This is a genomic window from Nonomuraea sp. NPDC050394, assembly GCF_044459065.1.
GTDB lineage: Bacteria > Actinomycetota > Actinomycetes > Streptosporangiales > Streptosporangiaceae > Nonomuraea.
Genome location: NZ_JBITIO010000037.1, coordinates 1 through 24,098 on the forward strand (window position 1 = coordinate 1; position 24,098 = coordinate 24,098).

Consider the following 24,098-nt stretch of genomic DNA (forward strand, 5'->3'; position numbering starts at 1 on the left):
AGAAGGGCGTCCAGCTCAGTCTTCACAAACCGATCTTGGACGCCCTTCGCCATGCCCGCACACGATCAGCGAATTTCACATCAACGATCTAGGCGCCTTCCGAATAGTAGATCGCCGCCTGTACGCGGCTGCGCAGCCCCAGCTTGTTGAGCACCCGGCTGACATGGGTCTTCGTGGTCGCCTCCGCCATGTCGAGCTCCTTGGCGATCTCGGCGTTGGACAGACCGCGCGCCACGCAGGCCAGCACCTCCCGCTCGCGTGGCGTCAGGCTCTCCAGTTCCTGGGGCGTCCGCCGTTCCGGCTGCTGGGCGAACGCGGAGATCAACCTGCGCGTCACCGACGGCGAGATCAGCCCGTCACCCCTCGCGACCAGCCGCACCGCGGCCACCAGCGCGTCGGCGTCGGTGTTCTTCAGCAGAAATCCCACCGCGCCCGCCCGCAACGCCCCGAAGACATACTCGTCGAGGTCGAACGTGGTCAGGATCAGCACGTCACTGACCCCGGCCAGTTCGCGGGCCGCGGAGATCCCGTCCATCCGCGGCATGCGCACATCCATCAGCACCACGTCCGGCCGCAGCTCCCGCGCCATCTCCACGGCCTCCACACCGTCGGCCGCCTGACCGACCACCTCGATGTCGTCGGTGCCGCCGAGGATCAGCACGATCCCCGCCCGGACGGCCGCGTGATCGTCGGCCACCAGCACCCTGATGCCGCTGCTCATCCAGCCTCCTCCGCCGTGGGCAGTCTCACCTGTACGCGCCATCCGTCGGCACGCGGACCCGCCTCGATCTCCCCACCCACCAGCGCGGCACGCTCGGACATCCCCACCATTCCGGCCCCGGCCCCCGGCAGCCGCGCCTTCCGCCCGTTGACCGGATTGTCGACGGTCAACACCACATGCTTCGCCTGATAGACAACGCGCACAGAAGTCGGCTGATCACCATGCTTGAGGGCGTTCGTCAGCGCTTCCTGAAGAATCCGGTACCCCGCCAGATCCACCGAAGCGGGCAACTCCCGAGGCTCCCCGACGATCTCCAGCTCGGCCGGCATGCCCGCCTGCCGCGACCGCTCGACCAGGCTCTCCGCGTCGGCCAGCCGCAACCGCATCGCCTCGGTCTCCTCTCCTTCCTGCCGGAGGAGCCCGATCATGGTGCGCATCTCGTCCAGGCCCTTCACGCTGTTCTCCCGGACGGACTCCATGATCGTGTGGATCGTCTCCGCGTCGAGATCCCGGCGCGACAACGCCGCCGTGGACTGGATCGCGATCGCGCTGAAATGGTTGGCGATCATGTCGTGCAGCTCGCGCGCCATCCGGTTGCGCTCGGCCGAGATCGCCGCCTGCCGATCCAGCTCGACCAGCCGCACCACCTCTTCGGCCCTGGCCCGCTCGGCCGCCGCCAGATCCCGCTGCTGCCGCAGCACCATGGCCGTCGTCACCGGGATGACCAGCAGCAGCCCGAGCTGGATCGAGATCACCACCAGCTGCCAAAGGTTGTCGACGAAGAACCCCGCACCCAGCCCGGCAGTGATGGCGATGGTCGCCGTGATGCCCAGCAGCCAGCGCGCCAGGCGCGCGGGCCCGTAGAGCGCGGCCGAGTACAGGTTGTCGGTGAACACCAGCACGGTCCCCAGCGAAGGCCCGACCACGATGTCGATCCCCACCCCGACGAGGCCGAGCGCCAGCGACCAGATCGGCGCCCGCGTCCGCACCACGACCCCGGCACACACGAAGGCCAGCGGCACGAACAACAGCCACGTCGGCCCCCGGACGAAGTGCGCACCACCCGCGATCAGCGCCGCGCCCATGGCAAAGGCCAGGACCGCCCCAAGTGCCGCACGCTTCATTGCCCCATCTCATCACCCTCGGCCGCCCCTTCCCTCCTTCGCCCGGCCAACCTGTGGATACACACTTCGATGTATCCGCATCGGCTATCTGGTTCGAGGCACCCCACGGGGTCCGCTATGCTTTCTTACGAAGCAAGCGGCCGTAGCTCAATGGATAGAGCATCTGACTACGGATCAGAAGGTTGGGGTTTCGAGTACCTCCGGCCGCACCACACGAAAGCCCTGATCATCACCACGATGACCAGGGCTTTTGCATGTCTGCGATCAAGTCTCACGGTCCGGCTGTGTCCGACTGTGACCCAGCGTCTCTGGTTGATCCTTCCCAATGCCTTCCCGCGGGGAAGAGCCGAGGACCTCGGCGATTCGGCGCATGGCGATCTCGTCATGGCCCACGAGGCACTTCTCGTAGGTCCTGTGCAGGACTTCCACGCTGTTGCCCGCCCAATCGGCCACCTGCTTCGGTGAGACGCCGGCGTTGAGCCACGTTGAGAGGCAGGCGTGCCGGAGGTCGTACGGGCGTTTGGCCAGCGGCGTGGCGTACTCCTCGGCCGTCAAGGCGTCCTTCCGCGCCTTGTCCCAGATCCGGTTGATGGTGCTCGTGGCCAGCACGTCGCCCTGTACTCCGTGGAACACGCGCCCACCGGGGCCTGTGCCGTTCTCCTTGAGGTGCGTGCGCAGGATGGTCACCAGTTCGGGCGGACAGGGGACCGGTCGATTCTCGCCCTCGGCGCGGTGCTTGAGGCCGCGGGTGTCCCGCTGTTCGCCGGTGTCGGTCCATTGCCTGCCGGCGTCGGGTGTCGCGCCGGTCAGGTAGAACTCTCCCCAGGTGTCGGCCGCGTCGGGGAGGGTCATGTCTTTCTCTCCCAGGCTGACGGCTTCTTCCGGCCGCAATCCCGCGAAGTAGAGCGTGGCGAAGAACGGCATGAGAAGCCGGCCGCTCGGTTTCTGCCTCTCGACAGCGGCCAGCAGGGATCTTGCTTGGCCGGGGTTGACGACGGAGCGGCGGTCAACCTGTGTGGCCGTTTTGATGACCTTCCACTTGAGGCCGGGGATCGGGTTCTTGTCCAGCAGCTTGAGTTCCACGGCGTAGGCCATGGCGTTGGACAGGATGACGCGGTGTCGCCTGTTCGAGCTGGCGGCCACGCGCTTGCCGTCCAAGCGGCTTGTCGCGGCGTTGAGCAATGCGCGGGCGGTTGCCGGTGTGGAGAGGGCCGACACGCGCAGGGAATGTCTTTCGACCCACCCGAGGATCTCACGCGTTCTCTCTGTGCACTTTGGGCGTTCCTTGGTGTTGAAGCCCCAGAGACGAAGCGCGGTTCGCACGTCCATTGCCTCGTAAGGCCATGCGGTGGTGTCGAGCATGCCGGAGGTGGCCATCGTGAGCGCGTAGGCGATCCCGGCGCGGTGCTTGGCGGAGGCGTCGGTCCATTTCATGTCCACGAACTTGCAGGCGAATTCGTACCAGCCCATATCGGGGCGGTTTGTCCGTGCCCACGAGGTCGGCTCGCCGGTGGCGAGGCTGAACGGTTCGCCGTTGCGGGCGGCGGTGACGAGTTTGCTGCGAAAGGCGTCCGCTTGGGCTTCCCTCGGAAAGGGTCGCTTCCACAGCTGACCAGCGGTTTGCCACAGGACGCGGTAGGAGGTGACCTTGCCGGCTGGGTTCTTCCGTTTCTCGATCTTGTAGACGCGGACGTTGTGGGTGGTGGTCGTCATCAGGCGGCCACCTCCAGATTGGCCAGCCAGCGCCGGTACTCGGACTGGTAGATGCGTAGTTGCCCGTTCGGCAGTCGGAAGCACGCGGGGGCACGTCCCTTCGTACGCCACTCGTAGAAGGTGCTCCGGGTGATGTCGAGGTCTTTCAGGATGAAGTCGATCGTGAGTTTGACGTCCTCGGAGTTGTGCTTGGCGGGCATTGAGGAGTCCTTCCGCGCTGCGATCGGGCGTGAGGGGTGGTGGCCTCGGCGGGGTGCTTGGCGGCTTGTCGCCGGGGCTTGTTGGCGCGTTTTGAGGGGGTAGCCGTCCCAGCCGTCCCAGCCTCGTTTTGGCTGGTCAGCCCTGGGACGGCTTTTTGGGTGGGACGGCTTGAGCCGTCCCACGATTTCAAGCCGTCCCGCTTTGAGCTGGGGTGATGAGGCTGGGACGGCTGGGACGGGTACCCCCCTCGAAGGGGAGCACGTCGGCCGGTGGGACGGGTTCGATCGCGGGGCAGTAGCGTGCCCAGGCGTCGAGGAATTCGGCGCGTTGGTAGCCCTTGGCTTGTCCGTTGGTGAAGCGGATGTTGCATGATCGGATGTCGTACTCGCGTAGCAGGGCGCCGAGTTTCATGGCGGTCAGGCCGGCGGGTCCGTAGTCGGCCCACCCTGATTCGGGGTTGGTTTTGAGACGGTCGAGCAGGGTGGCGGTCGCCAGGGCGGTGTCTGTGCTGAAGGCAGCGCGGCAGTCGGTGAGCAGGCGTAGTCCGGCGGAGGGTGTGCCGTTGTCGTCGGCTTCGGCGGTGAGGGCGAGGGCTGCGGCGCGGGCGCGGTCTGGCCAGCTGGCGCCGGCGTGGTCGGCGATGATGACCAGGGGTTCCCAGGTGTCGGCGGCGCGGTCTTCGACGGGCATGGCGGGTTCGGCTTCCTCCAAGCTGGTGAGGTCGGCTCGGAGCCATTGGTTGAGGGCGGTGGCCAGTTCGCGTAGTGCGGGGCGGTCGCGGCGGATGCGGTAGGGGGCGGCTTTCTCGCCGGGGGCGCGGCGGCGCATGCGTACGACGATGGCGCGGTCTTCGATGGTGTCGGGCATCTGGCCGATACCGGCCAGGGCGGCCATGGCGAAGGTCGGAATGGATTCGACCTGGTTGCGGGCGGCGTCGTAGCGTTTGGCGGGCCGGTTGCGTTGGTGGCCGGCGTTCAGCAGGCCGCGGAGGTCTTCGTTGCCATCTGCTTTGGGGCCGAAGATGGTGTCTGCTTCATCGACCAGGATGGTGGGCGGGTCGGCGCCGATGGAACGGTAGACGGCCGGCGACGACGAATTCACGGTGATGAAGGGGTTATGGCAGGTCGCCTCAACTACGTCGAGCAGCCGGGACTTGCCGCAGCGCTTTTCGGGGCCGCGGATGACCAGGCGCGGCGCGTGGGCCATGGCGGGCTGGGCGTGGCTGGTGGCGATCCACAGGGTGACCGCGTCGGCGACCTCGGGCGAGGGCAGGATCACGTAGCGGGTGAGCGCGTCGCGGAGCTGGTCGAGCAGGGCGGCGCCATCGGGTGGGTGGTTCATGTGGCTCTCCCTGATGTAGGCGTGCGGGTCGTGCGGCTGACGGTGAGGCGGCGGGGGCGGCGGGCGCCGTGCCGGAACCCGGACGCGACGGTTCGCGCGGCTTCGGCGAGGGTGAGTCCGAGGGCCACTCCTCCCTGTTCAAGCCGTTCTTTGACCGGCTGTTGGGGGAGGGCGCCGCCGGCGATGAGTTCGCCGAGGGCGGCGGCGGTGCCGAAGAGGGTGCGGTTGCGCTGGCCGGGTTGGGCGGTGGCCAGGTGGGTGAGTTCGTGTTCCAGGGCGGCGCGCAGGTAGGTGGAATGGCGGCTGTCGGGGATGGGGACGTGGACGGGCTTCTTCGGCGGTATCGGGGTCGGTTTGAGCAGCTTGAACAGGGAGGGGGGTAGCGGGGCGGGCGCGCTACGGTGCAGGACGGTGTAGGTGCCGGCGCCATCGGGCAGGGTGACGACGCTGCTGGGTGCCACGACGTAGCCGCCCCAGGCGCGGGTGTCGATCAGCCATCCGAGACTGCCGTTGGTGCTGGGCAGGCGGGTGCCGGGCGGGGCGGTGTAGTACAGGTGGGTACCGCCGCGGCGGGTTCTGACCTGGAAAGTTTCCCACTCCAGCGGGATACCTTCGCGCTGGCAGATCAGCGCGAAGACGTCGGCGCCGTCGCTGATGCCGGGCAGGTCCCATTCCGGGGGCGGCTGCTGGCCGGGTTTGGGGATGTCGAGGTCGATGACGACCAGGCCGGCGGGGCCGGTGGCGATGCCGACGTTGAACGGGGCGCGCCGCCACCACGCGCGGATACGGCCGGGGTCGCGAGTGGCGCGCTGTTCCCAGGCGGTGAACCGTTCGGGGGGCGCTTTGTCGCCGATGGCGAGAGGGAAGACGGGCCAGCCACGGGCGGCGGCGGCCAGGGCGGCGGCCAGCGGTCGCGGCGGGTGTGGGCTCATGCGGCGGTCCCTTCGCGATGGTGTCTGGCGTATGGCCGGAGGTGGTCGGGTAGCAGGTCGGCTACGGCGGCGGAGCCTTGGAGGGGGAGGACGCCGTTGCCGAGGATGCGGAGTTGGCCGTTGCGGGAGATGCCAGGCACGTCGGTGACCCATCCGGAGGGCAGGCCCATGAGCCATTCCGGGAATCGGGGGCTCAGCCGAGGTCGGTCATGCCGTCCAGGCTCAGTTGGCCAGGGTGCCGGGTGGCCGAATACTGCCTCCCATTGCGTGATGGCGGCACCATATGGCCCCCAGCTGAAGTCACGGCACCGGTCAGTGTGGGGTTGCCCCTGACGTAGCTGGTACTCGTCCGCTCGCTGTCGGCTGCAGTCGGGGTTGGCAGTAGGGCTCCGCTGGAGGCCAGGTGATTCAGGGAGGGGCGCACCGTTGCGCCAGGGCTGGCGCTCTGGTTGTTGCCATAGGAGCTCGCGGTGGGAGTGGGTAGCAGCTCGCAAACCTCTGCAGCTAGGGCGTGTCCCATGGATCTTTGATGCTGGTTTGGTGTAGATCATCCGTGTGGATGAGGAGCGTCTGAAGCGTCATGATCTGACGGATGAGGAGTGGGAACGACTGGCGCCGCTGCTGCCGGTCAACCCGCGCCAGGGCGGTCGTTGGGCCGATCACCGGACGGTGATCAACGGGGTATTCTTCCGGACGCGGACCAACATCACATGGCGTGATCTGCCGTCCTGCTATGGGAACTGGAAGACGGTCTATAACCGGCATCGTCGCTGGTCGATGGACGGTACCTGGGGAAAGCTCCTGGACGGGTTACGGGCCGGCTGCGATGCGGCCGAGGGAGCGGACTGGACGGTGAGTGTGGATTCCACCGTGGTACGCGCCCACCAGCACGCCGCTGGAGCCCGTCACGCGCCGCCGGCCGACTTCCCGGTAAAGGGGATGCCGTAGATCACAAACCGATCAAGGGACGCGAGGCCCTGGGCCGCTCACGGGGCGGGTTCAGCACCAAGATTCACCTGGTCGCCGACCGGCGTTGCCGTCCGATCCAGACGATGGTCAGTCCTGGCCAGCACGGGGACAGCCCGTACTTCCGGCGAGTGCTGGAACGGGTACGGATCGTGCGTCGCGGCCTGGGCCGTCCGCGTAAGCGTCCTGGGCGGGTGCTGGCCGATAAGGCCTACTCCTCGCGGGGTAACCGCGCCTACCTGCGCCGACGCGGCATCAAGGCGGTCATTCCGATCAAGAGGGACCAGCAAGCCAACCGTCTCAAGCAAGGTCGCAGGGGTGGACGACCGCCCGGCTTCGATGCCGAGCGGTACAAGGAACGCAACACCGCCGAGCGATGCGTCAACAAGCTGAGGGGCCACCGGGCCGTAGCCCTGCGCACCGACAAACGCGAGCGGATCTACCAAGGCACCATCGACGTTGCCTCGATCAGGATCTGGCTCCGCGACCCGATCCAATGATCCACCGCCCTAAAACCACACCACATCCAGCCTGTCCCAATAGACGTGGACGCGATCTGTCCCGTACCGGTCGATGAGTGCGGCGGCAAAGGCGCGGTCGCGTGGACTGACGCCCAACCCAACCTTGTTGATCTCCTGTTTGACGCCGACCTGAACGATCAGAGGACCCTCGCGGAAACGGCGCAAGAACTCCTCCCCGGAAGCGCATTCCCCGGAATCCCAGAGTGCTTGCCAGCGAGACTCCTCGTCGTCGCTGATGGTCTCCTGCAGGCGCCGCAGTTCCCGCCGGGTGTAGCGCTGCGCGATCACGTTGAGGTGTTCAGGATGGGCGAGCAAGCGACGGACCTGCGCGGCCACCGCAGCGACGTCACCGACGATACCGAGACACATCTTCATGTCCTCTGGCGCGGCGATGTTGTCCCACCAGATGCCTCCGAGGAGGTCGGGGTGATCGTCACCCCAGCGTGACAGCTGAGTCATGTCCGGCTCCAGCTCCGACTGTCGCCGCATAACGGGGTGTTGCTGCAGAACGGGGTCCAGATACTCCTGGTACTCCCGCGCGGGCGGCGCTCCATCATCACTCATCCTTTTCTTCTACCGCGGATGCCCCGTCACCTCATCCTGTTCTGCTCCGAAGCAATCCGAAGATCCATAGGACACGCCCTAGGCAGAGTCCGTGCTTGCCCGCGTGTTGAGATGGGGTTCGCTTGGTCTGCCGGTTCTCCCGTTCCGATGCGCGAGGAGTCGGCAGCAGGCCAGGCGAGGCAGAACCAGCGCCATCGCTGGTGGGCTGCGCCGACCTGGGATGCGGGTAGACACGTCCAGTTCGCATCGAGCCCGAGGCGGGCAAGGTCAGCGAGGACGACGTCAAGACCAGGTCGCCGAGTAACGATGGCCCGCACGTTTTCCAGCACGAGCAGGCGGGGTCGTAGCGTATCGACGGCGTCGGCGATGGTGTGCCAGAGACCACTGCGGGTTCCTTCCTTGATGCCCGCGCCGTGTCCGGCGTAGGACAGGTCCTGGCAGGGGAAGCCGGCGGTCAGCACGTCCACGGGCGCGACGTCGGCCCAGTCGAGCGCGGTGAGGTCGCCGAGGTTGGGCACGCTGGGGAAGCGTGCGGCGAGCACGCGGGAGGCGTCGGGGTCATTGTCGGCCACCCACTGCGGCCGGGTGTCGAGAACGGCGGAGACGGCCAGGTCGAGCCCGCCGTATCCGGAGCACAGCGACCCTGCGGTGAGCTGTTCGCGGGCCGGGGCTGTCTGGGTGCTCATGCGGCCTGCTTTTCGAGCCGGCTGAGCAGGGTGGTGGTGATGGCCTGTTCCAGGCACACCTTGTGGACGGGCCGGCTGTGCATGTCGATGAGCCAGCACAGGTGGTGGCAGAAGCGGCAGGGGCGGCGCGGTCCTCCGCCCCAGTGCTGGTGTTTGCAGCCGGTACGGGTCGTCCAGTCCAGGACGATGCGGTCGTGCCAGAGCTGGTAGGGCTCGCCGTGGTAGGTGAGGAATACCGGTCCCTCGCTGGGCCGGTCGGTGGCCGCAGCGGCGGGTGCAGGGAGCTGGTTGAGGGGGCGGGTGGCTGTCATGCTGGTAGCGCCTTCCTCTGTGTGGTTGGAGTGGGGGCGCCGCGGGGTGCTTGGCGGCTTGTCGCCGAGGCCGCACACGTCGGCGCATCAGGCGCTCTGACTGGTGGCGATCTGGTCGGCGACCGCCAGGACGGCGTAGGTCAAGGTAGTGAGCGCATCGCAGTCCTCGGTGGCATCCAGGGACATACCGGTGCCAGGCCGGGAGTCTGGGGTGAGGTTCAGGAACGCACTCGCGCGTTCATAGTGCGTAAGCGGCCTGGGTCGGATCGGGTCCTCGTGGGGGTCTTCGGCGATGGCCTGGCCGATGTGGGCGAGCAGGTCGGCATCGGTGAGCAGGTCGCGCCATTCGAGGCCGAAGTCTGCGGCGAGGCGGGCGAGGTAGAGCGGGGTGTCGCTGTTGCCGGTCAGGATGCGCAGGTGGCCGGCGGTGAGCTGGAGCCAGACGCGCCGGGCGAACTCCAGGCCGCTCTCGTGCTGGTCGGGGGTCAGTTCGGCGATCAGCGCGGTGACGGTGTCGAGGCCGGTGCTGCTGATACCGCGCAGGGGCGCCAGGTTGAGTCGGTCGAGAAGATCGCACAGGGTGCGCGCGTGGGCGGCGACGATGGCGTGCTCGTAGTCGGCGCGTCGCTTCTGCTCGGTGCGGTAGGCGGCCAGCGCGGCGGCGAGGGGATGCGGCGACTCGTGGCCGATGAGCTCGTGCAGGGTGGTCATCACGGTTCTCCTTCGGGTCGAGACGGGCCGATGGGCGGTTAGAACGGGGGCTCGTCGCCGTTCCCGGCGTCGCCGCGGTTCTGCTTTCCGGCGGGCGCGCTGGAGGCCCACGGGTCGTCAGCGGGGTGGGCGAACGGGTTGTCGGCGCCGCCGCTCTGGCCGTTGCTGGCGCCGCGGGCGGCCTTCTGTGGTTTGGCGGTGGCGAACTTGAGAGAGGGGCCGATCTCGTCCACGGTCATCTCGGTGACGGTGCGCTTGTCGCCTTCGCTGGTTTCGTAGGTGCGCATGCGCAGGCGTCCGTGGGCGATGACGCGGGTGCCGCGGGTCAGGGACTCGGCGACGTGGTCGCCGAGGTCGCGCCAGGCACTGCAGCGCAGGAACAGGGCCTCGCCGTCTTCCCACTGTTCGAGCTGCTTGTTGTAGGCGCGGGCGCTGGAGGCGATGGTGAAGCTGGCCACGCCGGCGCCGCTCTGGGTGTAGTGCATTTCAGGGTCGCCGGTCAGGTTGCCGATGATGGTGATGGTGGTCTCGCCGGACATGAGCCGGGTTCCTTCCTGCCTTCAGGGGGTTAGCGGACGTTGAGCAGGCGGGCGCCGAGGCGGACTTTGCGGCCGGTGCCGGTGCAGTCGGGGCAGTGACCGTAGGAGTGGGCGAACAGGCGGCTACGCCGTTCGCCGGTGCCCTGGCAGCGTGGGCAGTCGATGTAGGGGTGGCGTTTGAGGCTGTAGCGGTAGCCGATGATCAGCACGGTCACCAGAAGGGCCACGACGGTCACGGTGGCGGCGAGGATGGCGAGCACGTCGAAGATGGAGGCGCCGCTCATGACAGCTCCTGAGGGGTAGGGCGTCCGACGTAGCCGGTGCCGAGTCTGGTGAGGGTGACCAGCGAGGTGGGTGAGGAGCCGGCGTGGTGGCGGGCGCACCGGTCGCAGTAGGCGTCCCGGTAGCCGTCTGCCCAGATGCGTGCGCCGATGGTGGGTGGGGTGCCGCAGGTGGCGCAGGGGTCGCTGTCGTACGGGCCGGCGTTGAACGGTGGCCCGTACAGGTGGGTGTGGCCGCCGCTGCGCCAGGACAGGAACCCTCCGGGCGTGGTGTTCACGTGGCCGTGCCGCTGGAGCTGGGTGAGGGTGTCGAGGCCGACGCCGGCGTCGTGGTGGAGTACGGCCACAGGCAGGGCGCCGCCGTAGGCGCCGTACACGTGCAGGTGGTTGAGAGCGCGGTAGGCCGCTTCCAGGATGGCGGCAGTGCTCTTGCCGGCGGGGGTGGAGTGGATGCGCAGGTTGCGATCGGCGGCGATGGCGAGCACGATCTCCGCGCCGGGGGCGTCGCTGGTGCCGTGCAGGCGTCCGGTGAGATAGCCGAGGTCGGCCAGGGCGGCAAGGTCGGCGGGCGTGGCGGCGCACAGGTCGCGGATGTAGGTGGCGCGTAGGCCGGCGCGGGTGGCGCTGGCGTGGTTGGTGCCGAGCAGGCGCAGGATGCGCCATCGGGGCGGGCTGAGTTTGAGCGGGCTCACGGTCGGTCCCTTCCGGACAGGGGCGGGTGGAGGAGTCGCGGGCAGGCTCGCGCGCACGGCTGCGCGTGGGCTGCACCCGCGAAAGTTTTTGATCTTGGAAGTGGGGGGCCACGACGGGGGCCACAGCCGTTCAGCGCGGGGGCCACGCTGGGGCCACGGCCAGGGCCACGAGGGGGCCACGGTGGGGGGCCACGCGGTGTGGCCCTGCGGTTGAGCTGTATATCCCTCCCCCAGCCCCCTACCGTGGCCCCCTGCGAGGGGCCACGGGATCATGAGGCCAGGAAGCGGTGCCCGTCAGGCGGGGGGAGTTCGCGCCGGCGGGGTGTGCGGCGTGGCCGGGTGGCGGGCTGGTTGTCGAGGCGTTCGGCGCGGACCCGTTCGGGCCGCGCCGCGGCGGTGCGCCTGCCTGTGGCGGAGGTGGTGTTGACGTCGAAGACGATGCGTCCCCCGCCGCTGCGGTGGCGCAGCCGGGTGGGGTCGCCGGCGGTGAGGGCGGGTGAGACGTCGATCAGGACCAGCAGGAGGGTGGTGACCTGTTCGACGTGGTCGGGGTCGTCGCCCATGATGCGGACTTGCGGCATGCGCTGTCCTGTCTGTCTAGGGCAGTTCGGGGCGGGTGGGCATGAGGTAGCGGTTGCGGTCGTCGTCGTAGGCGCCGATGATGCCTGCCTCGGACAGGCGCTTCATCTGCTTTTGGAACCAGGCGCGGGAGATGTCGGTGGTTTCCCACAGTGGCTTGAAGTCGCCGGTGCCGACGTCGCGGGCGCCGCTGTCCCACAGTTCGTGCAGGCGGTCCATGAGTACGGCGCCGCGCTGCTCGGGCGTCATCGTCTGCTCGGGCGGGGCGAAGGTCAGCGGCGGTTCCCCGTCTGGGAAGTCCTCGATCTCGTCATCGATGCCGGCAGCGACCTCGGGGTCGGGGTCGTCGGTGGCCAGGTATTCGGCGGCCACGTCACGGACGTCGTCGTCTTCCTCAGCGTCGTGATCGTGGTCGGGGTTGGGGGTGGGTGGGGTGTCGAGGGTGGGCAGGGGCGCGGGAGCGGCGAGCGCTTCGGCCGACAGCCGCGCCAGGGTGGCGGTCATCGGGTCGATGTCCTTGTGGATGGCGGGGAAGGCAGCGGCGTGGGCGCGCATCTGGGCGTTGGCGCGCTCATCGTCGAACGCGCCGCCGGCGGTGAGTCCCCAGGCGTAGGTGCGCATGGGCATGGCGATTCGGTCCTCGGGGATGGATGGGGCGTCGAGGTAGGCCATGCCGGGCTGCTTGTTGCTCCACAGCTCGGGTCGGCATCCGGCTTCCTCCTGCGCCTCGGACAGCCCGAAACTGGCATCGGCGCTGGAGTCAACGCCGAAGCACATCTTGGCGAGCTGGCCGCGGGCGATGGTCGGCATCTGCGTCCAGTCCGAGCGCTGCAGCGACAGCACGACGGTGCCGCCGGCGGAGCGGATGGCCTTGATCAGCGACAGGAACTGTTCCTGCTGCTTGTCGGAGAGGGCGTCGTAGATGTCGGGGAACTCCTCCAGCCACAGCACCCAGTAGGTGAGCCCGCAGCCTTCGACCCACTTCTGCAGCCCCTTGGCGGCGAGCAGGTCGGTGCGCGGCTTGATCTTCTCGAACATCTCGCCGAGGAGCGTGCGGGCGCCTTCCTTGCTGGTCTCCAGCCGGTGCAGGGCGGCCTTGAGTGGGCCGAGGGTCTGCTCTCCCTTGGTGATGTCGATGGCGAACACCGCGGCGTCGGAGCGGGTGACGATCTCGGCGAGCATGTTCCAGGCGCCGCCGACGGACTTGCCGGCGCCGGTCTTGCCCATCACCTGCACGTGGTGGCCGACGATGACATATTCGACCTCGTCCAGGTCCTGCCACAGCCCTGGCCGGATCGGCGCGGCGATCGACGTGCCGACGCGGGAGGGGCCGGGCCAGGCGATCGGCTGTTTCATCACCCGCGCATCAGAGATGATCACCTTGGCCTTGCTCGCGTCATCCGGATCGACAGCGGTGGTGATCGAACCGGGCGGCAGGCCGATCCCGGATTCGATGTAGGGGACCTTCTTTTGCAGGTCATCGGCGATCTGCCGGCCCTCCGACAGCTGCACTTCGCCGGTCACCTTGTGCGCGGTCGCCTGAATCGTGCGCGCCTGCACCGCGGGCATGCCAGCCTTGTCCGCGCCGCGGTTGAACAGAAAACTCAGCGGATCGCCGACCATGCCGTTGACGTCGATCTGCTTGGCGCGAATGACGGTGCGGATGTTGAACGACAGCGCGAACGCCACCCCACCGATCAGGATCAGCCGGCCGGTGACGGTGGTGGCGGGGCCGTTGATGGTGGCCGCGCACACCCACAGCCCGCCGGCCAGCGTCGTCAGCGTCGTGTGCGCGCGGCCGGTGACGCTGCGGGCGTGGGACTGGCGCCAGGTGAGCGCGGTCAGCACCAGGACACAGGTGATGATGGCGGCGGTGGTCCAGGCGATGGTCTGCGGGTCGTCGCTGCGCAGCGTGACGTGGAAGACGAAGCCGAGGCCGAACAGCAGGAAGCCGATCAGCCAGGGCGGCAGGTACAGCAGCGCCTTGGACACCTCGCGGGTGGCCACCTGTTCCCACGAAGACGACGATTCCGGGACTGCGGGCAGCACCGCGTGCGGTGGGGTGGTGGTTGCGTGGCGGGCCATCACATGCCCTCATTCCAGTTGAACTCGGCGCGCCGCTTCTCCGGCTTGGCCTGCGGCAGCACGTCCACGAATTCCTTGCGGAACTGGGCGTGGAACTTCACCAGCTCAACGCCGGCGCCCTTCTGTAGTTCGGCGGCGCGCTTGAGCCGCTTGACCACGCGTCTGGCGCGGCGGCGCACGTCCGGGGCGCCGAACAGGCTCAGCACCGGGTGGCCCTTGAAGCTGCGGATCAGCACCGCATACAGCTCATCGGAGCCGGTAGCGAACTCTTCGGCCATGTCGCGGGTGAGGTTGCGGCCTACCTGCGCATACCGGGTGATCGCCGAAGGGCCGGCCCAGGGGATCGCCGACAGTTCCGGGATGCGGTTGCGGCCGGGCCTGCCAGACGTCCGGGGGCCTGACGAGGTACCAGACGACGGGCCGGGCGCTGCGGCACTGGGGTCGTTGCTCACGGGTTCTCCTCTCGGCGGGTGTCCCGCACGATCTGGGTGAAACGCTGCAGGAGGTAGGCCAGCCGGGGCATGGCCAGATAGGCGGTGGCCAGCGCATCCAGCGCGCCGGCCAGCAGCACGACGACATGGCGCAGCCACCTCAGGTGCGGCCAGCACGTCCAGGCCAGCAGCAGGGGGCCGATCAGCCAGCGCCAGCCGTCGAACGCCTCCGCCAGCAGCCAGCGCGCCACCAGCAGCACGGCCAGCGCGAGCATGGCACGTCGGCACAGCCGCAGCCGCCGCGCGAGGGTCGAGACGGGCGCGGCCGAGTTGGTCGTGTGCGGTGAGGACGCGTCGGTGATCACGTACACGGTGGGGTTGGGGCCGGTCATCGGGCGCCTCTTGCCAGTTCGTCACGCAGCATGGTGGCGATGTCGGTGCCGCAGTGCAGCGCGGTGCGGATCGCGCTCGCAGACGGCTGCGCCGGGAGCTTCCCCGCGGCGATCAGCGCGCGTGCCCGCTCGCGGTGCACGTCCACCGCACGCGTTTCCACCCCTCCTACCGGGTGGGCGTTGGCGCTGTACTTCGCGGCAGTAGCCCCCGCAGTAGGGACCGCGGGGGGCATGGGCAGGGCGGCCAGCGCCGACCACAGCGCGGGCAGCACCCAGATCGCGGTCACCGCGGCGATGGGTCCCAGGCTGTGCACGATCAGCGACAGCAGATCAAACCCGCCGGCCAGCGCGGGCCAGCAGTTCAACACCAGCGTGAGCCCAAGCAGGAGGGCTTCCGTGCGGAACATCTTGCGGCCTTGCTCGCTGCGCCGGTCGATCACTTGGCCGCGCATTGCCGCATACGCCTGCACCGCGACCGTGGCCAGCAGCGGCAGTGACAGGGCAGGTTCGACCAGGTAGGCCGCCCACCAGGCCGCGCCATTCCTGGCCAGGTTGAGCGCGGCGACCACGGACGTCTGCACGCCGATGCTGGAGACGGCCAGCGCGATGCCGGCCGCGGCCATCACCATCACGCTCACTGTGCGGCGCACCTTCTGGTCGCGGTAGGCCAGAGCGGCGGGGTCCTGGCTGAGTTCGTGCAGTCGCGCTGCTTGGTGGGCGGCGCGGCGGCGACGCCGTACCCGAGCCGTGTCGAGCAGCAGGGGCGTGTCGTCGTCGTGCAGGCTGGCCAGCACGTGCGCCTCGGCGACCTTGCGGCGCAGCCGCCGCACCTTCCGGGTGTCGCCGAGGCCGGCCGGTACGGCGTCCGCGGCCTCGACAGGCGCCGGCGGCTGGAACTGGCGTTCCAGCTCGGCCAACTCGCGGGCGATGCCGTCATCGGGGTCGGGGGCGGGGATGGCCACGAGTGTGCTCATGTGATCACCGCCGGGTGCACCGAGTAGTGCAAGACCACCCCGCCGCGCATGTCCTCGGCGATGCAGGTGGCCGTCACGTGGGCGGCCAGGTCGGCGTGGGTGGTGCCCGAGGCGATGGTCAGGGTGTGGCCGGTGGTGGCGATCTGTCCGTGGTTCTGGACGGTGATCAGGACGAACACGCTCACGGTGTCGGCCGCCTGGGCGGTGGCGGGCGCAGGGGCGTGGGTGGGGGTCGGGGTGGTCATGCGGCATGCTCCATCTCGCGCCGTTCGGCGCAGTCGTTGCAGACGCCCAGGCGACGCGACAGCACATAGCCGACGTCACGCGAGCACTCGGGGCAGGTCCGGCGGGCGGCGTTGGCCTTGGCCAGCGCGCCAAGCTGCCGAATGGTGGGGGCGCGCTTGGGCAACGCGAACCGGATGTCGTACAGGTAGGCAGCGCGCACACCGCCGCGGCCGCGGTAGCGGCGCGAGGCCCACTGCAGCAGCGCCTGCACACCCTGACCACCGGGACGCAACCCGCGGGCGGCCAGCTGGCGCAGGGTCAGCAGATGCGGCGGCGCCATCCGCCACGGGTAGGACGGCAGGCCGTACCGGGCGCCGGTCGGATCCCAGAAACGGGCACGGATACGCGACATGCCCCTGTTCACCCACCCTCGCGCGTCGCCGGTTTGGGCGCGACCAGCGCGCCGCCGGGCACACGGGTGAACGTCTCGGTGGCGGTGGCGTGGAACGGGCCGTGAAAGCCGGTACGTACGCAATCCATCTCCGCCCGGTCGTCATCGTCGGGCACGAAGGTGATGCGGCAGGTCGGGCGAGAGGTCATCGTGCCGCCCTCTCGTTCGTCGCCGTGTGCAGGGTACGGAGGTGGTCGGCGGCCTCGGCGGCCAGCGCGGACAAGCGCTCCATCGCGGCGATCTCGGCGGCCACGTCGGTGCCGGCCATGCCGAGGCAGAACCACACGTGGCCGTCCGACAGCGTCAGGAACAGCGCGTCGTGGTCGGTGCTCGGCCTCAGGCGCATCTCGCCGGCGCGCGGGTGGTGAATGCTGACGCCGGCGTTGACGCGGCTCGCGTACGGAACCGCGGTGGCGTGGCTCGGGGAAGTTGTCGCGTGCGGCATTACGCCACCTCCAGCGGCGACAGGTTGTGAGCGACCTCGGGACGGGTCACGGCGGCGATCTCGGAAGCCGTCAGGCCCGCCCACACGCCCGTCTCGGGGCGGGCGTCCAGGGCGTGGAACAGGCACGAAACCTGCACCGGGCACTCAGCGCACACCTCGCGCGCCACCTGCTCACGCGCCGCCCGCTCCTCGGCGGGCTCTTCGTCGAACGTGTCGGGGCCGGTGTGCAACTCCGGGTCGGCGGTGCACGCGGCCGAGTCGACCAGGTGGCGCGGCGCGCCGGCCTCGGTCAGCGCGGCCAGCAAGGCCAGCGCGCCACGATCGCGCGCCGGCGTCCGCGCCTGTCTCGCAGGCGCGGTCAGGTCGTAGGACATGATGGTGGAGCTCCTTTGCGGGAGTCGCAGGGGGCGGCTCGTGTCTTGGCGGATGGGGGCCGCCCCCGGCGGATGGATGAACAGAGTCCGGTTCCGAGCTTCAGCCGAGGCTGTCGCGCTCGGGCAGGCCGTAGCGGGCCAGGAACCGCCGGTAGATACGCAGCGCGTCGGCATCCCTACCGGCGCTGGTGACGGTCGTGACACCGCGCAGGGTTTCGTACCGCTGGTCGATCATGTAGCGGCCGGGTGCGTTGAGGCTGTCGATGTAGAGCGCAACGCCGTGGCCGAACCAGACGATCAGGCGGGCTGTCTCCCCGTACTCCATCGACTCGACGATCTCCAGAGAGTCGCCGGCCAGATCGATGCGGATGCCCGCGGGGTGACCCAGGGCGATGAGCTGGTCACGTAGGCCGGTGAGGGCATCCACACGCGCCTGGTGCTGCCTGCGCTGCAGGGCGGGAATCCGCGGGACAGCCATCAGCGGCGGTTCTTACGTCCGCGCACGGGCATCGTCTCTGCCAGTTGGCGGTCGTAGGCGTCGCGGGTGTGCGGGTCCTCGGTGCCCCAGTCCGGCTGCTGATAGCGGCACGCGGCATCCTGCGCCAGCCGCGCCTGGGCCTTGTCGTAAGCCTTGTCGTGCGGGGTCAGTGCCATGCTGGGGGTCTCCTGTTCGTGGAGCCGGCGGCGCGCTCTGCTCTTGGTCGGGTCGGGCGCGCCATAGCCGGCGAACGGCGTGGAACGGACGTGGTTCCTTCTCGCGATCGGGGTACGTCGTGAAGGCATCCCGTCGTGCCCGGCCGGGACTCGCACACCGGGTGTCTGCTGGCCGGGCATCGCAAACCTGGATCAGGTGGCGGGGTCTACCTCGACGTAGACACGGACACTGGACTGCTGAGGAACCGCAGAGCACAGGCCCTTGATCGCAGTGATGGAGAACGTCTCACGCAGGGTCAGCACGGCGTCGGCGACCTCGGCGGGGGCGCCCACCAGACGAATGGACAGCATCAGGAACTCCCAGGGGTGCGTGGGCAGAACAGGGCCTTGTGATCAGTGCGTTGGCGTGACCGGGTGCCGAGCGCTCCCAGGCACGAAGGAGTGCAGGGAGATGGGCAACCTGTGCGCAGACCGTTGCTGCGCCGACCGCCTTTTCAGGGAGGCGGCTGCCCTTGATCTGATCCACTTTTGAGTTCTCAAGATCCACGTGCGACAGCCCGTTGGAACGCTGATGCGTCGCCCATCGGAGGGCGTAGAGCCGTGCAAGAAAGATTCAACTCACCTAGCCGTCTACTCAACTAGAGGAGTTGCGTTTCATGTATCTCAAACTCGTCTAGAGGAGTCAAGGGCTAGCGGGCAGGAAGTTGGTAGGACAGCACGTAGGCATCCGTGGACATCACTGTGTCGCACACCTCTACTGCAGTTCCGCCCTCCGCATACGCCGTGCGAACCAGGCGAAAGACAGGCGTTCCAGGAGCCAGCCGAAGGGCCTTTGCCTCTTCACGCGTAGGCATTCGCGCCTTGACCTCCTCATCGAAGTGATCAAGCCGATGCCCTATCTCCTCCAACCGCGCGTAGATCCCCCCAGGCCCCGTGTCCGGCTCGGCGATGCGTGTGCCCCTCGCGATCGCAGCTGGGATGTAGGAAACAGCGGTCTCTACTGGGTGATCGTTGATCAGATAGCGGCGGGAGCGAATAAGAACCCTCTCGCCCTCCCTCAGGCCGAGACATGCAGCAATCTCCGCTGGTGGATCAGCTTCGGAGATTTGAATGGAGTCAACACCTGGTTTGCCGCCGGCGCCTTCGGTCTCCACGATGAACGCAGCCTTGCCTTGCTCGCGGTGGCGCCGAGCGAACCGGTCGGATGCCAGACGCCGAACCGGAGGCCGCGAGCGTACGAACACGCCTCGGCCGTGTTCTGCAACGGTCAGCCCTTCGGCCTGGAGGATCTGAAGCGCGTTCCTGATCGTCATGCGGGCAACGCTGTAATGCCCCATGAGCTTCGCTTCCGACGGGACCTTCTCGCCAGGCTGTAGCGAACCCCGCTCGATGGCGTCGCGCAGGTGGTCGGCAATCTGCTTGAACACAGGGCGGTCGGTAACGGGATCCAGGCCGGGCAGGGTGAGAGCCATCGGTGAACCAACTCCTCCACTCGTACATACATGTACTAGCTTGGAGTCTAACTATGTCCAGAGGCGAGGGGTTCTGATGGATGGCGAGCCGCGTCACTCGGTAAGCGTCGCTGGCGTCATCGTGGATGATCAGCAACGTGCATTGCTGGTTCAGCGGCGAGACAACGGTCACTGGGAGGCGCCGGGAGGCGTCCTTGAGTTGAACGAAGACGTAGAGAGCGGGTTGCGGCGGGAGGTCCGTGAAGAAACGGGTCTGGAGATCGAGCCGGAAGCTTTGACCGGTGTGTACAAGAATATGGCGCGGGGAATCATCGCACTCGTTTTTCGCTGTCACGCTGTTGGCGGGACGCTCTCGGCGAATGACGAGTCACGCGCTTTTCAATGGGCGTCCGCAGAAAAGGTCAGAGATCTGGTTGTTGAAGCCTTCGCAGTGAGGGTCCTGGATGCGATGACCGAAGTGCAGAGAGCAGCTGTTCGACAGCACGACGGCGTAAATCTCATCCATCCTGACGCTCGATCGCAGAGCAGATGAGATCTTTGGCGGTGCCATAGCAGGAAGCCCAGCATCTCGCCCTGCCGGGTCACGAGTTCGCCAGAGAGTTATAGCGTTTGGCGGGTCCTAACTCCGGGAGATTGCCATGACCCGGGCGAAGCCCACGCTGCTGTGAGTCACAGCGGATCCATCTTTGCAGTGGAAGCCAGAATTCGAATCTCGTACATACACCCGAGAGAACGACCACACACCACCAATCCGGGCCTTAGCTAGTCCAATGAAAGAACAATTGCCTCATCCGGCGGCTCTCCGGAGCATAGCCGGTCCTCCAGTTGAGTTATGGCACCTGCCACCTGCAGAAAGACATGCGACATCTCGGAGGGAACCTTGACGAATTTCGACTCGAGGAATAGCAGGGTTGCAGTTAGGCGAATCTCTCGCGCAAGCCGACCATCTAGCTGAACGTGGCGCAGGAGTATGCTTTCAACCTTGGGAATGAAATGATCAAGCGTCTCCCTCACCCATCGACCAGCCTCATCCCACCCTAGGCGAGTATCTGAAATCAGGTGCAGCATTCGCACCATTTCTTCGGGCAATGGAAAGCGAAGATCACCCTCAAATCTAACTTGTTTGACTATTTCCTCCTGGATGCAATTTAGATAGATGCCTACCCGATCGCGTATTTTGCTGCGACGTGCTCGCTCCCAGGCACGCTTCATAATCTCGCTGTAGGCACCACCCACGATCTGCGACAACGAGTAGTTCATTCCGAACTCGTCATCCGAGCCCAATACAGCTACATGCGAACCCTCGCCGGCCGCGGGCCTCGAGTTTTCTCCTGCGAATGGAGGAGCGCTAGATGTCAACCCCTTTACCAAGTCGGCAACGCGATCATGATTTAGCTTTATAGCTTCATATGGATCTGAATTAAAAGTCTTTCCTATGAATGGAAGCTTTGAGCCGAGATGGCCCCCACCAGATCCATCTCTAAGCATGACACCCAGCGTACGCTCGTACGGCGCGATGACCTTACTCGATTCTAGTGTCAGCAGATTTGCAAATTTTAGAACCCTGTCGAATGCATACTTCAGATTGGCGTAGCGACGAAAATGATGAACTACAACCGTTCGCAAGTTCTTGTCCACCGCACCAACAGTGGCTGCAGTCCTCGCCAAGAATGCGAGGAAATGCCATTCCATACTCTCGGAGATGTCGGCTTGCAGGCGATCTAGAAGGACTCGCCCAGTAGTTATGTTTACTTCAAGAGCTCTTCCATTAACGAATAGCATCGGGCTATTCTCTCCAGGTTCGAGCCATACTCGATGCGGAAGGAGACCGACTATTTCACGTGCAGAGACGTTTAGCACCTCGTCGACCGTTGGAAGGCGGTAGGTTCTCTCCATGGATAGCCTGTTTATCCATGCCACAAATAAAAGGGCATCCTCGGCCCTAATGCCTAGGACAGGACTATTCATGTCTGCACCGGAAGCAGGATAGTCGGGCTGTCGAGTGCTACGGGTATCGGCCACCTCGGTAGTGAAGATCTGGTACATGGCCCTCGAAATGGGCTGAACACAAATATGGGAACCGGATTCTAGCTGCACTGTGCCCTGGAGTCTTCTGGCGACAAAGACTCGGGCTACGAGATGACGGATTTCGGGAGAGGCCTCACCTCTGAAGACACGGTCCAACAACGCATCTAGCTCTCCACGAAGGGCCGGATCGAGTTCAGCGGTCTGCTCGCTACAGTCAAAGGCCAATGTGAGTGCGGGGGCAGTCCCGGCTTGTAGGCACGCTCGTACGATTGAATCCGCATCATTGCGTGCAGCATACAGAAGCGTAGTTTCTCGCCACCAAGTGTCGTTTACTGTCTCTATGAGAACATGGGCAATTCCTTTGTCGTGAATGTAAACTGCAGCAAGATATTCCTGGAAAGTTTGATGCGCAAAGGAATAGAGATCTTTTTCTCGCTCAATCAGGATGCCGCATGAAGTAATCTTCTCGACGAAATCCGCAATGTGTACGAGCCCGGAAAAGCGCGCCAGCAGCGGACGCAGCACTGCGGAGATTCTCGTGGCGGGCAAGTCTCTAACTCTACCGACCATCATCTCGTATGCAAGGGCGCGTAGGGCTCCCTCTACGCTATCGCCTGGAAATTGTAGCGCGATATTCTTGGCCTCTTGACGGCGCCAAAGAATTACTTCACAGATATCGCGATACAAATCATGCCGACTTGCTGGCAATGCTCCACGAAATCGGTGAACGTTTGCAATCATGGTGAGCAAGAGAGGGTTAGCCGTCAGCTCATACAGCGCTGGCATAGACCGAAGTCGCTTAAGAAGATCCTCGGCACCTTCTTGCGCCCGCATTTGCACGGCAGGGTTATCCGCTCCGGTACTAATTCTCTCAATCGCGATATACCAGCCGGTGATGAATCTCACGACTTGTGTATCGTCGAAGCGACGGGCCTGGAGCAGGGTAGCACCGTTGATTGGTGCCGTTCGATATCCATGTGGTCTCGAGGTTACAATGAAGTCGTTCCTAGGAAATTGGCTTACTTGTCGCTCTAGCCAGGACGATATTAGACGCCGGGACTCGTCGCTTGCCACCTCATCTAGGCCATCTAGAAGAATTACACATTTACCTTCTTCCTGTTTGCCCCTGAACCAGCCTTCAGGCTCGTCTTTCCCGAATCGACCGAGAGATTCAATGGCTAGTACAGACAGCTCTTTCTCGGGGAGTGAAGTGATGGACTCGATATGATCGCGAAGGTATAGAAGAATTGGAATCTTCCTTGGTATGCGCCGAGGGTGTTTGCAAATGTCTCGAGCGATATGTCGAAGTAGAGTCGTCTTCCCGCTTCCCGGTGCACCGATGATTGCCAATAGTGCTGGCGCTTTTTGGTTAATTAGTTCGGCTATTGAGTGTCTTTCGATTGCTTCGACGTAAGCGTCCGACAATGTATCGCCAGGAATCTGATGGGCTGGTCGGTATGTCAGGCTGACATCGATGAAAACGTCATCGAGTTCTGGGGTATAGAAGCCGACAGTGGGTAGCCCTTTCTGGTCTATGTAGCGCAGAGCCGAGAGTAGGTGCGCTCGATAGTTTCGACCAAAACCCGAGACTGTCCGGACATACGCTCGGTCGAGTCTGGAAGTGGCACGTTCTTGCCATCTTTCGGCCAGTCGCCCCGCAATAGGCAGAATGAACTTTAGGACCAGCAAGCCAAGCCAGTATAGAAGGGCTGCGCATACTGCTAAGACCGGATGCTTAACAGCGAATGAGCGGACGACATCATTGACGCTGGCGACCACGGGAGCAAGCGTGGCTGTTAGCCACGCTACCCTGGGTAGCCATGGAACCTTCGGATCTTGGGCCTGATTCTGCATTGCCCTGAACCTTCGAAAGAACTGGTCACCAGTTATCGGATCTTATGGTGCAATCATACATTCTTGATCTTGGCGGAGAGTCGGTTCAGGCAACTCTTTAATATCGTCACGCCACATTCCCTCGTCCGTATTGCATCCCGACACTCGGACCGGTCGGCTACCACCCTTCCAGTACCCGTCCGAGTGTTCGAGATTCATGGTCGCCGACTACCCGTTCCCTTGCCACGTAGGGGAAGGCATCGAAGGGCGCGCAGGCCAGAAGCATGCTTCCTGTGGCGTTGTGCATCCATCTTGTGTTCCGGTGCTCGCCTGACTCGCAACATGCAAGATAGATCGCTCCTCAGCTTCCCCGGCAACCTGCGGGCGGGCCAGCGCAAGGCTTGCTGACAGACGACGATCGACGATGTCGCCTCCCACCTCCCAGGGAGCCCAGCACGCCACATGGGGACCTTCGCCAGGTCGCTAGAGCGGTGCCACCCCCTGCCCATCAAGCGGACGAGCTTCCTGGTCGCTTTGGTTCTACCGCTGCGCGAGCCGCACGACGGCGGGCTCTGTGAGTATCCCCGCGGGTGAACAGTACTTCCCGAGGGGCTCATCTGGCTGTTGCGCGGACCTCCTGTGGTCACGTCCGTGGACGTAACGCCGGCGGTGTGAGCCGCTCAAGTACCATCGCCCGAGCTGAGCCCGATGTCATAGTCAGTTCCCAATGCTTTCCCGGACGGATCGCTAGCTCCATTGAGCCTTTTCCATCTTGATCAGCGGCCATCTTCAGCAGTCTGAAGTACGAGGATGGCCTGCACGATCGCGGTAGCTCGATGCGGGCAGCAGCGC

At 65.9% G+C, this 24,098-nt stretch carries 30 protein-coding genes and 1 tRNA gene; 3 read left to right on the forward strand and 28 right to left on the reverse strand.

Going from position 1 to position 24,098, the window contains the following annotated elements; translation table 11 throughout:
• Window positions 1–88: 88 nt before the first annotated feature.
• A complete protein-coding gene (locus ACIBKY_RS55050) occupies window positions 89–721 on the reverse strand; it encodes a response regulator (protein ID WP_397110668.1) in 633 nt (210 codons plus the stop codon).
• Complete coding sequence (locus tag ACIBKY_RS55055) at window positions 718–1,845, reverse strand: sensor histidine kinase (RefSeq protein ID WP_397110670.1); 1,128 nt, start codon at window positions 1,843–1,845, stop codon at window positions 718–720. The genes ACIBKY_RS55050 and ACIBKY_RS55055 overlap by 4 nt, the downstream gene beginning before the upstream one ends.
• A gap of 136 nt (window positions 1,846–1,981) precedes the next feature.
• Here ACIBKY_RS55055 and ACIBKY_RS55060 point away from each other — a divergent pair.
• A tRNA-Arg gene (locus tag ACIBKY_RS55060) sits at window positions 1,982–2,057 on the forward strand.
• Window positions 2,058–2,109: 52 nt separating this feature from the next.
• On the opposite strand, the gene ACIBKY_RS55065 is transcribed toward ACIBKY_RS55060, so the two are convergent.
• From ACIBKY_RS55065 to ACIBKY_RS55080, 4 genes are all read right to left on the reverse strand, one after another.
• Entirely contained in the window at window positions 2,110–3,558 is a 1,449-nt protein-coding gene (locus ACIBKY_RS55065) for a tyrosine-type recombinase/integrase (protein WP_397110672.1), read from the reverse strand.
• The gene (locus ACIBKY_RS55070; RefSeq protein ID WP_397110674.1) at window positions 3,558–3,758 is read right to left on the reverse strand and encodes a helix-turn-helix transcriptional regulator; all 201 of its coding nucleotides are present in this window, start codon (window positions 3,756–3,758) and stop codon (window positions 3,558–3,560) included. The genes ACIBKY_RS55065 and ACIBKY_RS55070 overlap by 1 nt, the downstream gene beginning before the upstream one ends.
• A 187-nt stretch (window positions 3,759–3,945) precedes the next feature.
• A complete protein-coding gene (locus tag ACIBKY_RS55075; RefSeq protein ID WP_397110676.1) occupies window positions 3,946–5,100 on the reverse strand; it encodes a DUF3631 domain-containing protein in 1,155 nt (384 codons plus the stop codon).
• The gene (locus tag ACIBKY_RS55080; protein WP_397110678.1) at window positions 5,097–6,032 is read right to left on the reverse strand and encodes a bifunctional DNA primase/polymerase; all 936 of its coding nucleotides are present in this window, start codon (window positions 6,030–6,032) and stop codon (window positions 5,097–5,099) included. Before ACIBKY_RS55080 ends, ACIBKY_RS55075 begins: the two co-directional genes overlap by 4 nt.
• Before the next feature lie 570 nt (window positions 6,033–6,602).
• On the opposite strand from ACIBKY_RS55080, the gene ACIBKY_RS55085 reads away from it, so the two are divergent.
• Window positions 6,603–7,498, forward strand: a protein-coding gene (locus tag ACIBKY_RS55085; protein WP_397110725.1) for an IS5 family transposase whose coding sequence is annotated in 2 segments (ribosomal slippage) — window positions 6,603–6,950 and window positions 6,953–7,498 — 894 coding nt in all. Because the reading frame shifts where the segments join, the coding sequence is not laid out codon by codon here.
• A 9-nt stretch (window positions 7,499–7,507) separates the two neighbouring features.
• Here ACIBKY_RS55085 and ACIBKY_RS55090 read toward each other — a convergent pair.
• From ACIBKY_RS55090 to ACIBKY_RS55190, 21 genes are all read right to left on the reverse strand, one after another.
• A complete protein-coding gene (locus tag ACIBKY_RS55090) occupies window positions 7,508–8,083 on the reverse strand; it encodes a hypothetical protein (RefSeq protein ID WP_397110680.1) in 576 nt (191 codons plus the stop codon).
• Between the two features lie 26 nt (window positions 8,084–8,109).
• Entirely contained in the window at window positions 8,110–8,769 is a 660-nt protein-coding gene (locus ACIBKY_RS55095) for a DNA cytosine methyltransferase (protein ID WP_397110682.1), read from the reverse strand.
• Window positions 8,766–9,080, reverse strand: a complete 315-nt coding sequence (locus tag ACIBKY_RS55100; protein ID WP_397110684.1) for a hypothetical protein — start codon at window positions 9,078–9,080, stop codon at window positions 8,766–8,768. The genes ACIBKY_RS55095 and ACIBKY_RS55100 overlap by 4 nt, the downstream gene beginning before the upstream one ends.
• Window positions 9,081–9,167: 87 nt before the next feature.
• The gene (locus tag ACIBKY_RS55105) at window positions 9,168–9,791 is read right to left on the reverse strand and encodes a hypothetical protein (protein WP_397110686.1); all 624 of its coding nucleotides are present in this window, start codon (window positions 9,789–9,791) and stop codon (window positions 9,168–9,170) included.
• Window positions 9,792–9,829: 38 nt separating this feature from the next.
• Entirely contained in the window at window positions 9,830–10,330 is a 501-nt protein-coding gene (locus tag ACIBKY_RS55110; protein WP_397110688.1) for a single-stranded DNA-binding protein, read from the reverse strand.
• Window positions 10,331–10,359: 29 nt separating this feature from the next.
• Window positions 10,360–10,614: a hypothetical protein gene (locus ACIBKY_RS55115; RefSeq protein WP_397110690.1), complete on the reverse strand. Its 255-nt coding sequence runs from the start codon at window positions 10,612–10,614 to the stop codon at window positions 10,360–10,362.
• Window positions 10,611–11,303, reverse strand: coding sequence for a hypothetical protein (locus ACIBKY_RS55120; protein ID WP_397110692.1), 693 nt, complete (start codon window positions 11,301–11,303; stop codon window positions 10,611–10,613). The genes ACIBKY_RS55115 and ACIBKY_RS55120 overlap by 4 nt, the downstream gene beginning before the upstream one ends.
• A gap of 269 nt (window positions 11,304–11,572) precedes the next feature.
• Window positions 11,573–11,884: a hypothetical protein gene (locus ACIBKY_RS55125; protein ID WP_397110694.1), complete on the reverse strand. Its 312-nt coding sequence runs from the start codon at window positions 11,882–11,884 to the stop codon at window positions 11,573–11,575.
• Between the two features lie 16 nt (window positions 11,885–11,900).
• Entirely contained in the window at window positions 11,901–13,967 is a 2,067-nt protein-coding gene (locus ACIBKY_RS55130; RefSeq protein ID WP_397110696.1) for a hypothetical protein, read from the reverse strand.
• Window positions 13,967–14,419 carry a hypothetical protein gene (locus ACIBKY_RS55135; protein ID WP_397110698.1) on the reverse strand — a complete coding sequence of 151 codons (453 nt, stop codon included), beginning with the start codon at window positions 14,417–14,419 and terminating at the stop codon, window positions 13,967–13,969. Before ACIBKY_RS55135 ends, ACIBKY_RS55130 begins: the two co-directional genes overlap by 1 nt.
• Window positions 14,416–14,790, reverse strand: a complete 375-nt coding sequence (locus tag ACIBKY_RS55140; protein WP_397110700.1) for a hypothetical protein — start codon at window positions 14,788–14,790, stop codon at window positions 14,416–14,418. Before ACIBKY_RS55140 ends, ACIBKY_RS55135 begins: the two co-directional genes overlap by 4 nt.
• The gene (locus ACIBKY_RS55145) at window positions 14,787–15,764 is read right to left on the reverse strand and encodes a hypothetical protein (protein ID WP_397110702.1); all 978 of its coding nucleotides are present in this window, start codon (window positions 15,762–15,764) and stop codon (window positions 14,787–14,789) included. Before ACIBKY_RS55145 ends, ACIBKY_RS55140 begins: the two co-directional genes overlap by 4 nt.
• Window positions 15,761–16,009: a hypothetical protein gene (locus ACIBKY_RS55150; protein ID WP_397110704.1), complete on the reverse strand. Its 249-nt coding sequence runs from the start codon at window positions 16,007–16,009 to the stop codon at window positions 15,761–15,763. The genes ACIBKY_RS55145 and ACIBKY_RS55150 overlap by 4 nt, the downstream gene beginning before the upstream one ends.
• On the reverse strand, window positions 16,006–16,401 hold the full coding sequence (locus tag ACIBKY_RS55155) for an RRQRL motif-containing zinc-binding protein (protein WP_397110706.1): 396 nt from the start codon (window positions 16,399–16,401) through the stop codon (window positions 16,006–16,008). Before ACIBKY_RS55155 ends, ACIBKY_RS55150 begins: the two co-directional genes overlap by 4 nt.
• An 8-nt stretch (window positions 16,402–16,409) precedes the next feature.
• Window positions 16,410–16,589 (reverse strand): hypothetical protein, encoded by a 180-nt coding sequence (locus ACIBKY_RS55160; protein WP_397110708.1) that lies wholly within the window; start codon window positions 16,587–16,589, stop codon window positions 16,410–16,412.
• Window positions 16,586–16,885, reverse strand: coding sequence for a hypothetical protein (locus tag ACIBKY_RS55165; RefSeq protein WP_397110710.1), 300 nt, complete (start codon window positions 16,883–16,885; stop codon window positions 16,586–16,588). Before ACIBKY_RS55165 ends, ACIBKY_RS55160 begins: the two co-directional genes overlap by 4 nt.
• Complete coding sequence (locus ACIBKY_RS55170) at window positions 16,885–17,259, reverse strand: WhiB family transcriptional regulator (RefSeq protein WP_397110712.1); 375 nt, start codon at window positions 17,257–17,259, stop codon at window positions 16,885–16,887. The genes ACIBKY_RS55165 and ACIBKY_RS55170 overlap by 1 nt, the downstream gene beginning before the upstream one ends.
• A 100-nt stretch (window positions 17,260–17,359) precedes the next feature.
• Entirely contained in the window at window positions 17,360–17,737 is a 378-nt protein-coding gene (locus tag ACIBKY_RS55175) for a hypothetical protein (protein WP_397110714.1), read from the reverse strand.
• Entirely contained in the window at window positions 17,737–17,913 is a 177-nt protein-coding gene (locus ACIBKY_RS55180) for a hypothetical protein (protein ID WP_397110715.1), read from the reverse strand. Before ACIBKY_RS55180 ends, ACIBKY_RS55175 begins: the two co-directional genes overlap by 1 nt.
• 192 nt (window positions 17,914–18,105) lie before the next feature.
• Window positions 18,106–18,264 carry a hypothetical protein gene (locus tag ACIBKY_RS55185; RefSeq protein WP_397110717.1) on the reverse strand — a complete coding sequence of 53 codons (159 nt, stop codon included), beginning with the start codon at window positions 18,262–18,264 and terminating at the stop codon, window positions 18,106–18,108.
• Window positions 18,265–18,602: 338 nt separating this feature from the next.
• Window positions 18,603–19,385, reverse strand: a complete 783-nt coding sequence (locus tag ACIBKY_RS55190; RefSeq protein WP_397110719.1) for a GntR family transcriptional regulator — start codon at window positions 19,383–19,385, stop codon at window positions 18,603–18,605.
• 76 nt (window positions 19,386–19,461) lie between these two features.
• Here ACIBKY_RS55190 and ACIBKY_RS55195 point away from each other — a divergent pair, with 76 nt between their 5' ends.
• Window positions 19,462–19,917, forward strand: coding sequence for an NUDIX hydrolase (locus ACIBKY_RS55195; protein ID WP_397110721.1), 456 nt, complete (start codon window positions 19,462–19,464; stop codon window positions 19,915–19,917).
• A 230-nt stretch (window positions 19,918–20,147) separates the two neighbouring features.
• Here the strand turns inward: ACIBKY_RS55195 and ACIBKY_RS55200 are convergent, their stop codons facing one another.
• Entirely contained in the window at window positions 20,148–23,267 is a 3,120-nt protein-coding gene (locus ACIBKY_RS55200) for an NACHT domain-containing protein (RefSeq protein ID WP_397110723.1), read from the reverse strand.
• Window positions 23,268–24,098: the final 831 nt, after the last annotated feature.